The organism is Candidatus Pantoea multigeneris, from assembly GCF_011752615.1.
GTDB lineage: Bacteria > Pseudomonadota > Gammaproteobacteria > Enterobacterales > Enterobacteriaceae > Pantoea > Pantoea multigeneris.
This window is the reverse complement of the sequence record NZ_VWXF01000008.1, coordinates 50,286-61,564: the sequence shown is the minus strand read 5'-3', so window position 1 is coordinate 61,564 and position 11,279 is coordinate 50,286. Positions and strand designations below refer to the sequence as shown.

The following is an 11,279-nucleotide window of genomic DNA, read 5'->3' as shown; positions in this document are numbered from 1 at the left end:
TTATTCCTCTGCTCCAGCGGAAGCGGTGTGACTCATGTCCATACCTTTAGGCATGTCCATTTTCTCGTGGCCGCTCATGAACTGGTCTACAACCTGCTTAAACAGTTCAGGATTAGCTTGGGAGAAATATTCCACCGGGTTGTTTTCACTAGGCGCTGCGACCTTTTTGAAATCATCCATGGTGGTCAGCGTGTTAGGTGCCGCTTTAACGGTGGCAACCCACTGCTGGAATTCCGCATCATCTTTGGTTGCAATGGCTTTGAACTTCATGCCAGAGAAACCACGACCGCTGAAGTTCGCCGAGATACCATCGAATGTTCCTGGCTCATTGGCGATGAGATGCAGTTTAGTCTGCATACCGGCCATGGCGTAGATCTGGCTGCCAAGCGTAGGAATAAAGAAGGAGTTCATGACGGTGTTCGAGGTGATCTTGAAGTTCACTGGAGTGTTTGCCGGGAAGGCAATCTGATTGACGGTCGCAATACCCTGTTCTGGGTAGATGAACAGCCATTTCCAGTCCAGCGCAACGACATCGATCTCAACCGGTTTAACATCAGAGACTAGCGGTTTGCTAGGTTCCAGTGCGTGGGTTGATTTCCAGGTCAGTACACCAAGGAAAATGATGATCAGGATCGGGATGGTCCAGACCACAGCTTCCACTTTATTGGAGTGCGACCAGTTAGGGCTATACTTCGCTTGAGTGTTCGATGCCCGATATTTCCAGGCAAAAAACACCGCCATAAAGACTGCCGGGATTACGACGATCATCATCAAGCCGAAAGCTGTCAGAATCAACGAACGTTGCTCCAGTGCAATCTGTCCTTTGGGATTTAACAACGCACTATCACAGCCACTGAGTAATACAGTGCCTGCGATTAATGACAAAATCCCCAAACTTTTATTGTATTTCCTGAGTCTCATTTAACGACCTCAATGACATAGGGCTCTATTGTCGTTTAAGTGTGCGCGCATTTTACGGGAAGGTTTCAGCAGTGTAAACCAGCTTCAGGTTGCGTCAACAGCGTGTTCACACCTTTTGCTAAGGGTGTCACAGATGTTGCCTGACGTGACAAATTGTGAGTGCTGACAAGGATTTGGCGTTGTTATAACAAAAAGCGATGGCAGTAACCGCAGAAAAAACAGGGAAAGTATAAACCTCACTAATTGTGCTCAATTATTTAACATTTCTGTATCATTTCTGGCGATGAAATGACACAACTCGTCGCTTATTAGTCTTTAAATAATTAGAGGGGCATGTTAAACCGCTGTGTAATTATTTAAGAAAAATAACACCCGATGATAAAAATAATCTGCACAATTAATTTTATGCCATTTTTATCTAACGACCTGCCAGTAAACACTCACTGGAATTTCTGTTGAAAAAATCAGCGATCCCGGCGAGTGGCAAATATATCCAGTATTACCCCTGCCGCCACCATTAACAGCGTCACACTCAAGCCTGCGCTAAACAGGTAGTCCGCCAGATGTGCCGGTTGCCAGGAGGTTGCGGCGCTAATCGCCAGAGATAACAACCAGATGGCTAACAACAGACAGCCAAAGCCAAAGCCTTGGGTGACCAGCCGATAGTGCGCTTTCCAGCGTGTCCGGGGCAGAAACGCACCGGTTTTCTGCACGCTTTCCAGCGCAGGGCGACAAGCTGCTAATAAGAGTAGACCAGGAATGGCCGCGATGACGCTAAAGGCATAAAAACCTGGCCAGTTCCACAGTTCAACCAGCCAGCCTGCTGCCGGACCGACATAGACGCGGCCCACGGCTGAAAGGGCGGAGAGCAGGGCAAACTGTGTGGCGGAGAAGGATTTGTTACACAGGGTCATTAACAAAGCAACAAAGGCAGCGGTGCCCATGCCACCACATAAGTTCTCAATAAATACCGCGCTGGCCATGCTCCACAGATGTGGCGGCGTAATCGCCAGCAGCAAATAGGCAAAGTTAGAGATGCCTTGCAAAATGCCGAACAGCATCAGCGCGCGGAACAGTGAAAGGCGCTGCATCAGGACACCGCCGTAGAGTGCGCCAATAATGGTGGCAAGCAGGCCGAGGGATTTGTTCACCAGCCCTACATCACCGGGTGGGAAGCCGAGCCCACGAATTAGAAACGTTGTGGTGAGCGAAGCGGCAAATGCATCACCCAGCTTATAAAGGATGATCAGTGTCAGCAGTAGCCAGGCGTTATTGCGGCCAAAAAAGTCTTTGAGAGGTAGCACCACCGCATGGCTCAGCGAACGGGGTGCCGCTACGGCGTTTTCCGGCTCTCGTGCCAATAGCGTGGCGATAAGCCCAGGCACCATCAGCAGGGCCATGAGCCAGTAAGTGGCCTGCCAGCCGAGAAAGCGATCGGCCAGCCACAATGCAAGGCCGCCAGACACCAGCATCGCCAGGCGGTAGCCCAGTACGGTAATGGCCGCACCGTTTCCGCGTTCTTCCGCGGGTAAGACGTCGGTTTTCCATGCATCAAACACCACATCTTGCGAGGCGGAGCAGAAAGCCACGACAACGGCCAGTGCAGCTAACAGGGTTAAATCCCGGTTGGGTTGCATAAAGCCCATCGCCACAATACCTGCGATGAGTGCAAGTTGGGTCAGGAGCAGCCAGCCACGGCGGCGCCCCAGTAACGGTGGGGTATAGCGATCCATCATCGGCGACCAGAGGAACTTGAAGACGTAAGCCTGGCCGACCAGAGAGAAGAAGCCGATGGTTTTCAGGTCAATATTTTCTACCGTCATCCACGCTTGCAAGGTGCCTGCGGTGAGTGCCAGCGGTAAGCCGGAAGCGAAGCCCAACAGTAACAACACGGCAGTATTGCGTTGCGTAAAGATGCGCAGATAGTGATTCATAGTGACCTTAAGACAATGCCCGGCTGAGCGCCGGGCAAAGAGCACAGATTAATGTGCGTTTTGTTTGATGAAGTTATGGATGGTGGTGTCTTGCGCCATATCGGCAATTACGTCACCCAGCGTGCTGTTAACCGCTTTGGTGATTTTGTCATTGGTCGCACTAAACGCGCCTTCCTGGCTGTAAGTCTGACGGTAGTTTTTCACCATCTTGTTACCGTTTTGGGCTGTCGCGATGATAGAGATATCGGCTTTAGTGGTAATGCTGTAACGCACGTTGCCTTCAGTGACATCTGCGTACAGGTTGTTAACCACAATTTGCAGATCGACTGCGCCGTTTGGCCCCACCATATAACCGCGTGCGGTCATCTGCTTCTCCAGCACTTCCTGTAGCAGGAAGCGCAGATCGCGGGAAGGGGTTAAGGTCACCAGTTGACCGTCACGGTTCACTTTCGCCAGGGCCTGGTCAGTACGCTGATCGGCACCATTGATGCTGACGGTGATGCCCATCAGGCTTGGGTCCTGCGAAGGCAGTTGAATACGTGGTTGAACATCTAAGGTGTTGGTGCTGGCTGCACAACCGGCCAGAATAAAAGCGGCCAGCAGGGGGAAGAACAGTTTCTTTAACATACTCTTTCTCGTTAGCATTGAGGTTGACTTGCAAAACTGTGGCCATCATAACAAAGCGGTGCGGTGAAAAAAGCCCCGACTTGCCGGAAATTGATTGTAAAGGAGTTTTTTACATGAGGACGGCGACGCTGGATTGATCTCGCCATTTTCCTCTATATCATGCGATACAGGTCAGGATTTTTATCATGCGCCGGAGCGGTGACGCCAAAACCTACTAATATTTAAACAGATGAGGCACCCCTCTCGCCGTTAAGGAGTGTAAACATGATTCGCGAAGACATAGAAGAAAAATTGCGTAACGCGTTCCAACCGGCACATCTTGAAGTGGTCGACGAAAGTTACCGACACAACGTGCCGGCAGGATCAGAAAGCCATTTTAAAGTGGTGATTGTCAGTGAGCGTTTTACCGGACAGCGTTTCCTTGCTCGTCATCGTGCTATTTATAGCGAGCTGACGACCGAGTTGTCAGGCAGTGTCCATGCATTGGCGCTCCACACCTACACAGAAAAAGAGTGGGCAGGACTACAAGACACGGTGCTGGCTTCCCCCAACTGTCGGGGAGCAGGCACGCTGGCATAATGTCAGTGAACAGTTTAACAGACGGCCTCCGGGCCGTTTTTTATTGCCATTTGATTAATAAACGCGATCCATAGCGCAAAAAAGCGGCGAAGTCGTTAAAAAGTGGTGAGTTTGCGTCCTCGACTCATTCCAGTGATGCCGCTATAATGCGGCGTCTATTTTTCCGGAATGTCTTCGGGACGCTTCTGGTAACAGGGAACGGTCTCTTCGCAGAAGCTGTCCCGGTTGTTGGATACGCGCATTACACAATGTGTGGTGTCTGAAGTTGACCGAGCACGTGATTTTTTGAGGTATCAAGATGACAGTTTCAGTAGAAACCACTCAGGGTCTGGGCCGTCGCATTACGATTACTGTTGCAGCTGACAGCATCGATAGCGCCGTTAAGAAAGAACTGGTGGAAGTGGCTAAGAAAGTCCGTATCGACGGTTTCCGTAAAGGTAAAGTGCCGAGCAAAATCATCGAGCAGCGCTATGGCGCTTCTGTTCGTCAGGATGTGCTGGGCGAACTGATGACCCGCAACTTCGTTGATGCAATCATCAAAGAGAAAATCAACCCGGCTGGCGCACCTAACTACGTGCCAGGCGAGTACACCGAAGGCCAGGACTTCACCTACGCGGTAGAGTTTGAAGTTTACCCGGAAGTTGAACTGCAGGGTCTGGAGTCTATCGAAGTCGAGAAACCCGTTGTGGAAGTTAACGACGAAGACGTTGACACCATGCTGGAAACTCTGCGTAAGCAGCAGGCGACCTGGACTGAGAGCGAAGCAGCAGCGACTGCTGAAGATCGCGCTACCATCGATTTCACCGGTTCTGTAGACGGTGAAGAGTTCGAAGGCGGCAAAGCGTCTGACTTCGTACTGGCGATGGGCCAGGGTCGTATGATCCCAGGCTTCGAAGAAGGTGTTGTTGGCCACAAAGCGGGCGAAACCTTCACTATCGACGTTAAATTCCCGGAAGATTACCACGCAGAAAACCTGAAAGGGAAAGATGCGAAGTTTGAAATCGTCCTGAAGAAAGTCGAAACACGTGAGCTGCCAGAGCTGACTGAAGAGTTCATCAAACGTTTCGGCGTTGAAGATGGTTCAGTTGCGGGTCTGCGTGCTGAAGTACGTAAAAACATGCAGCGTGAGCTGAAAGGCGCAATCCGCAACCGCGTGAAGAGCCAGGCAATTGATGGTCTGGTTGCTGCTAACGAAATCGACGTGCCAGCTGCGCTGATCGACAGCGAAATCGACGTTCTGCGTCGTCAGGCTGCACAGCGTTTCGGTGGTAACGAGAAGCAAGCGCTGGAACTGCCACGTGAACTGTTCGAAGAGCAGGCTAAACGTCGCGTTGTTGTTGGCCTGCTGCTGGGTGAAGTTATCCGTACCCACGAGCTGAAAGCCGATGAAGCACGCGTTGCTGCCCTGATCGAAGAAATGGCTTCTGCCTACGAAGATCCACAGGAAGTTATCGAGTTCTACAGCAAAAACAACGAGCTGATGAACAACATGCGTAACGTGGCTCTGGAAGAGCAGGCTGTTGAAGCGGTGCTGGAAAAAGCGAAAGTGACTGAGAAAGCCACTAACTTCCAGGAACTGATGAATCAGACCGCTAACGTCTAATCTTCTGTTCTGAAAGTACCCGGCCCGCGACTGCTGCAGTTGCGGGCTTTTTTTTGTTTTTTACCGGCATAACCGTTGTTTTTGCTCAATTAAGCAGCAAATTCACCCTGATGCGCTTTTTCAGGGTTAGCGATTGAGAAAAAGGTTGTTATGCTTGAAATAACTGGGTCGCATCCCCAGATACAAGGAATGCCTGAAACAGAAACTGACTGATGACCCATCCAGAGGATGGAATGGCTGATGTAGAAGGGCAAAATGCTTTTCAGCTCAGGCAACATCGGTACAGCATGTTGCCAATGAATTTTTTCCAGGAGACGGTAATGTCATACAGTGGCGATCGCGAATTTACTGCACCGCACATGGCGCTGGTGCCAATGGTGGTTGAACAAACCTCACGGGGTGAGCGTTCTTACGACATTTACTCCCGCCTGCTTAAAGAGCGTGTGATCTTCCTGACCGGACAGGTTGAAGATCATATGGCCAACCTGATTGTTGCGCAGATGCTGTTTCTGGAAGCAGAAAACCCGGAAAAAGATATCTATCTGTACATCAACTCCCCAGGTGGTGTGATTACTGCCGGGATGTCGATCTACGACACCATGAAGTTCATCAAACCTGATGTCAGCACCATCTGTATGGGCCAGGCGTGCTCAATGGGCGCATTCCTGCTGACCGCAGGGACTAAGGGTAAGCGTTTCTGCTTGCCAAACTCACGTGTCATGATTCACCAACCGCTGGGCGGCTACCAGGGTCAGGCAACGGATATCGAAATCCACGCGCGTGAAATTCTGAAAGTGAAACAGCGTATGAATGAGTTGATGGCAGAACATACGGGCAAAACGCTGGAAGAAATTGAGCGCGATACCGAGCGCGACCGTTTCCTCTCTGCGAGTGAAGCTGTAGAGTATGGCTTGGTAGACTCTATTTTAACGCATCGTAAATAAGACCCTCTGCCTGTGTCGCTGCACTCTGAACTATAGTTAGCGAGGAGCAGGCAGTTGTGTTGAATGATTAGTGGTCGCGCTTACGCGGCCATCGCCGTACCTCTGTATGGCCTGAGAACAAGAAGAGGTTAACTGATGACAGATAAGCGCAAAGACGGTTCAGGTAAGCTGCTGTACTGCTCTTTTTGCGGCAAAAGCCAGCATGAAGTGCGTAAGCTGATTGCCGGGCCGTCAGTGTATATCTGCGATGAATGTGTTGATTTATGCAATGACATCATCCGCGAAGAGATTAAAGAAGTCGCACCGCACCGCGAGCGCAGTGCGCTGCCGACGCCACACGAAATCCGCCATCACCTCGATGATTACGTAATCGGGCAGGAGAGAGCGAAAAAGGTGCTGGCCGTAGCGGTGTACAACCACTACAAACGTCTGCGTAATGGCGACACCAGTAACGGCATTGAGCTGGGCAAAAGTAACATTTTGCTGATTGGCCCAACCGGTAGCGGTAAAACCTTACTGGCTGAGACGCTGGCGCGGCTGTTAGATGTGCCATTTACCATGGCCGATGCTACCACCCTGACCGAAGCGGGTTATGTGGGTGAAGACGTAGAGAATATCATCCAGAAACTGCTGCAGAAGTGCGACTACGATGTACAGAAAGCGCAGCGTGGTATTGTCTACATCGATGAAATCGACAAGATTTCACGTAAGTCTGACAACCCATCCATCACCCGTGATGTCTCCGGTGAAGGCGTACAGCAGGCGTTGCTGAAACTGATCGAAGGTACAGTAGCTGCCGTTCCGCCGCAGGGTGGACGTAAGCATCCACAGCAGGAGTTCTTGCAGGTTGATACCTCAAAAATTCTGTTTATCTGTGGTGGCGCATTCGCTGGTCTGGATAAAGTCATCGCGCAGCGTGTTGAAACCGGCTCAGGCATTGGTTTTGGCGCGGTGGTGAAAGGCAAATCAGAGAAAGCCGGTGAAGGTGAGCTGCTGGCGCAGGTTGAGCCAGAAGATCTGATCAAATTTGGTCTGATCCCTGAATTCATCGGTCGTCTGCCAGTGGTTGCAACGCTGAATGAACTGAGTGAAGAAGCCCTGATCCAGATCCTGCGTGAGCCAAAAAATGCGCTGACGAAGCAGTATCAGGCGCTGTTCAACCTGGAAGGCGTAGAGTTGGAGTTCCGTGAAGAAGCCTTAACGGCGATCGCGAAGAAAGCGATGTCACGTAAAACCGGTGCTCGTGGTCTGCGCTCCATCGTTGAAGCTGCACTGCTGGAAACCATGTATGACCTGCCTTCTATGGACGGCGTGGAAAAAGTGGTCATTGATGACTCAGTGATTGGCGGTGAATCTGAACCGCTGTTGATTTATGGTAAGCACGAAGCTCAGGCTTCTGGCGAATAATTAACCAATAAATCCACACACTTAAACAATAAAGGGGAAAATTCTTTCCCCTTTTACTTTTCTCGCCCTTCCAACATTGAATGTCGGCTAAGCATCCCCATATACTCAGATACCTGTGGGTTTAACTGCGCATTTCCGCACTCTGCGTTACCCACCACCTGGCGGACACTAAACTAAGAGAGAGCTCTATGAATCCTGAGCGTTCTGAACGCATTGAAATCCCCGTGTTGCCTCTGCGCGACGTGGTGGTTTATCCGCACATGGTAATTCCGTTGTTTGTTGGTCGGGAAAAATCAATTCGGTGCCTCGAAGCCGCAATGGATCATGATAAAAAGATCATGCTGGTAGCACAGAAAGAGGCTTCAACGGATGAACCTGGCATTAATGATCTTTTCGCAGTAGGTACTGTTGCTTCTGTATTGCAGATGCTGAAACTGCCTGACGGCACGGTCAAAGTGTTGGTGGAGGGGCTTCAGCGTGCCCGTATCACTACACTGGCAGATAACGGTGACCATTTTGTTGCCCAAGCCGAATACCTTGACTCACCAGAAATTGAAGAACGTGAGCAGGAAGTATTGGTGCGAACTGCAATCAATCAGTTCGAAGGCTACATCAAACTGAATAAAAAAATTCCGCCAGAAGTGCTCACTTCCCTGAGCAATATCGACGATGCTGCCCGTCTGGCAGACACCGTTGCAGCGCATATGCCGTTGAAACTGGCGGATAAACAGTCAGTGCTGGAGATGTCAGACGTCAATGAACGTCTTGAGTATCTGATGGCGATGATGGAATCTGAAATCGATCTGCTGCAAGTTGAAAAACGCATCCGTAACCGGGTGAAAAAGCAGATGGAGAAGAGCCAGCGCGAGTACTATCTGAATGAGCAAATGAAAGCCATTCAGAAAGAGTTGGGCGAGATGGATGATGCGCCTGACGAGTTTGAAGCGCTGAAGCGTAAAATCGAGCTGGCAAAAATGCCAACCGAAGCGCGTGAAAAAGCCGAAGCTGAACTGCAAAAACTGAAAATGATGTCACCTATGTCCGCAGAAGCGACCGTAGTACGTGGCTACATTGACTGGATGGTTCAGGTTCCGTGGAATGCACGCAGCAAGGTGAAGAAAGACCTGCGTAAAGCACAGGAAACGCTGGATACCGATCACCACGGCCTTGAGCGCGTGAAAGATCGCATCCTTGAGTATCTTGCGGTGCAGAGTCGTGTCAGCAAGATCAAAGGGCCAATCTTGTGCCTGGTGGGACCACCGGGTGTGGGTAAGACCTCTTTGGGTCAGTCAATTGCAAAAGCGACAGGACGTAAATACGTGCGTATGGCGCTGGGTGGCGTACGTGATGAAGCGGAAATCCGTGGACACCGTCGTACCTATATTGGCTCTATGCCAGGCAAACTGATTCAGAAAATGGCAAAAGTCGGGGTGAAAAACCCACTGTTCTTGCTGGATGAGATCGACAAAATGTCTTCGGACATGCGTGGCGATCCGGCGTCGGCACTGTTAGAAGTGCTTGATCCAGAACAGAACATTGCCTTTAACGATCACTATCTTGAAGTTGATTACGATCTCTCGGACGTGATGTTCGTTGCGACGTCTAACTCCATGAACATTCCGGCACCTCTGCTGGATCGTATGGAAGTCATTCGTCTCTCAGGCTACACCGAAGATGAGAAACTCAATATTGCTCGCCAGCACTTGCTGCCGAAGCAGATTGAGCGTAACGCCTTGAAAGAGAAAGAGCTGACCGTAGAGGACAGCGCTATCCTTGGCATCATTCGTTTCTATACGCGTGAAGCGGGTGTGCGTAGCCTGGAACGTGAGCTCTCTAAGCTGTGCCGTAAAGCGGTGAAAGCGCTGCTGATGGACAAAAACCTGAAGCACATCACCATTAACGGTGAGAACCTGAAAGACTACCTCGGTATTCAGCGCTTTGACTATGGTCGTGCGGACACGGAAAACCGTGTGGGTCAGGTCACTGGCCTGGCGTGGACTGAAGTGGGTGGTGAACTGCTGACGATTGAAACGGCGAGCGTACCAGGTAAAGGTAAGCTGACTTACACCGGTTCACTCGGTGAAGTGATGCAGGAATCGATTCAGGCAGCGCTGACCGTGGTGCGTTCTCGTGCAGATAAGCTGGGAATCAACGCTGATTTCCATGAAAAACGTGATATTCACGTGCACGTGCCAGAAGGTGCAACACCGAAAGATGGTCCAAGTGCCGGTATCGCGATGTGTACTGCACTGGTTTCTTGCCTTACGGGCAACCCGGTTCGTTCGGATGTGGCAATGACGGGTGAAATCACCCTGCGTGGCCAGGTTCTGCCTATCGGCGGCTTGAAAGAGAAGTTACTGGCGGCACTGCGTGGCGGCATTAAAACTGTGCTGATCCCGGACGAAAACACCCGCGATCTGGAAGAAATTCCACAGAATGTCATTGATAGTTTGACCATTCATCCGGTAAAACGCATTGAAGATGTTTTGACCTTTGCGCTGGAAAATTCGCCGTACGGTATGCAGGTTGTGACCGCTAAATAGTGATTAACGGCAAATCCGTTAAAAAAAGCGAGGCTGGCAGGCACATTGGCGCTTGCCAGTCTTTTTTTGTGTCGCTACCTTTAAGAGCTGCTGGAACAACGATTAAGATGATTACCGTTGTTTCAGCCTCACAGGCTTGATATAAATGCTGCGCGTTCGTTACCGGCTGGATGTTCGGGGCGAGTGGAATAATAACGAGGGGATGAAGAGAGTGAATAAGTCACAGTTGATCGACAAAATTGCTGCAGATGCAGATATCTCTAAAGCAGCCGCTGGCCGTGCACTGGATGCCATCATTGCCGGTGTTACTGACTCACTGAAGTCAGGCGAAGATGTAGCCCTGGTTGGTTTTGGTACTTTCAAAGTCAAGGATCGTGCAGCCCGTACTGGCCGTAATCCACAGACTGGTCAAGAGATCACCATCGCTGCGGCAAAAGTGCCTGGTTTCACTGCGGGCAAAGCCCTGAAAGACGCCGTCAACGCGTAATGACAGACACATCCATTAGAGCTTTTCTTTAGTGGATTGAGGACGATTAGTGCGTTCTCATGTAACATACGGGCACATCCTTACGGATGTGCCTTTTTTTATCCTGTGGCGTGACAAATGACGAAAGTATTTGTCTCACCTGGGGCAGTTGTGGATTCTACAACTGCGTCGCCTCTTTTTTGGACTGAGGCGGGTTACTGAGCGTTAAATTCACACTACAGCGGAGTGTTGTCA

Annotated in this window: 9 protein-coding genes; 6 read left to right on the top strand and 3 right to left on the bottom strand. The window is 50.5% G+C overall.

Going from position 1 to position 11,279, the window contains the following annotated elements:
* The 3 genes from cyoA to F3J40_RS17545 form a co-directional block, all read right to left on the bottom strand.
* Positions 1 to 921 carry a cytochrome o ubiquinol oxidase subunit II gene (cyoA, locus tag F3J40_RS17555; RefSeq protein WP_167016606.1) on the bottom strand — a complete coding sequence of 307 codons (921 nt, stop codon included), beginning with the start codon at positions 919 to 921 and terminating at the stop codon, positions 1 to 3.
* A 464-nt stretch (positions 922 to 1,385) separates the two neighbouring features.
* Complete coding sequence (ampG, locus tag F3J40_RS17550; RefSeq protein WP_167016603.1) at positions 1,386 to 2,855, bottom strand: muropeptide MFS transporter AmpG; 1,470 nt, start codon at positions 2,853 to 2,855, stop codon at positions 1,386 to 1,388.
* Between the two features lie 48 nt (positions 2,856 to 2,903).
* Positions 2,904 to 3,482 (bottom strand): lipoprotein, encoded by a 579-nt coding sequence (locus tag F3J40_RS17545; protein ID WP_017347879.1) that lies wholly within the window; start codon positions 3,480 to 3,482, stop codon positions 2,904 to 2,906.
* 264 nt (positions 3,483 to 3,746) lie between these two features.
* Between F3J40_RS17545 and bolA the strand changes: the two genes are divergently transcribed.
* The 6 genes from bolA (at position 3,747) to hupB (ending at position 11,045) form a co-directional block, all read left to right on the top strand.
* Positions 3,747 to 4,061, top strand: coding sequence for a transcriptional regulator BolA (gene bolA, locus F3J40_RS17540; protein WP_017347878.1), 315 nt, complete (start codon positions 3,747 to 3,749; stop codon positions 4,059 to 4,061).
* A gap of 298 nt (positions 4,062 to 4,359) precedes the next feature.
* Positions 4,360 to 5,664 (top strand): trigger factor, encoded by a 1,305-nt coding sequence (gene tig / locus F3J40_RS17535; RefSeq protein ID WP_017347877.1) that lies wholly within the window; start codon positions 4,360 to 4,362, stop codon positions 5,662 to 5,664.
* A 320-nt stretch (positions 5,665 to 5,984) separates the two neighbouring features.
* The gene (gene clpP / locus F3J40_RS17530) at positions 5,985 to 6,608 is read left to right on the top strand and encodes an ATP-dependent Clp endopeptidase proteolytic subunit ClpP (protein ID WP_017347876.1); all 624 of its coding nucleotides are present in this window, start codon (positions 5,985 to 5,987) and stop codon (positions 6,606 to 6,608) included.
* 135 nt (positions 6,609 to 6,743) lie between these two features.
* Positions 6,744 to 8,015 carry an ATP-dependent protease ATP-binding subunit ClpX gene (gene clpX / locus F3J40_RS17525; RefSeq protein WP_017347875.1) on the top strand — a complete coding sequence of 424 codons (1,272 nt, stop codon included), beginning with the start codon at positions 6,744 to 6,746 and terminating at the stop codon, positions 8,013 to 8,015.
* A gap of 188 nt (positions 8,016 to 8,203) precedes the next feature.
* Entirely contained in the window at positions 8,204 to 10,558 is a 2,355-nt protein-coding gene (gene lon / locus F3J40_RS17520) for an endopeptidase La (protein ID WP_017347874.1), read from the top strand.
* 211 nt (positions 10,559 to 10,769) lie between these two features.
* Entirely contained in the window at positions 10,770 to 11,045 is a 276-nt protein-coding gene (gene hupB, locus F3J40_RS17515) for a nucleoid-associated protein HU-beta (RefSeq protein ID WP_026042626.1), read from the top strand.
* Positions 11,046 to 11,279 lie beyond the last annotated feature (234 nt).

Coding starts and splice junctions, on each gene's coding strand:
- lon (WP_017347874.1), top strand. CDS start 8,204: ATGAATCCTGAGCGTTCTGAACGCATTGAAATCCCCGTGTTGCCTCTG.
- cyoA (WP_167016606.1), bottom strand. CDS start 921: ATGAGACTCAGGAAATACAATAAAAGTTTGGGGATTTTGTCATTAATC.
- F3J40_RS17545 (WP_017347879.1), bottom strand. CDS start 3,482: ATGTTAAAGAAACTGTTCTTCCCCCTGCTGGCCGCTTTTATTCTGGCC.
- bolA (WP_017347878.1), top strand. CDS start 3,747: ATGATTCGCGAAGACATAGAAGAAAAATTGCGTAACGCGTTCCAACCG.
- tig (WP_017347877.1), top strand. CDS start 4,360: ATGACAGTTTCAGTAGAAACCACTCAGGGTCTGGGCCGTCGCATTACG.
- clpX (WP_017347875.1), top strand. CDS start 6,744: ATGACAGATAAGCGCAAAGACGGTTCAGGTAAGCTGCTGTACTGCTCT.
- ampG (WP_167016603.1), bottom strand. CDS start 2,855: ATGAATCACTATCTGCGCATCTTTACGCAACGCAATACTGCCGTGTTG.
- clpP (WP_017347876.1), top strand. CDS start 5,985: ATGTCATACAGTGGCGATCGCGAATTTACTGCACCGCACATGGCGCTG.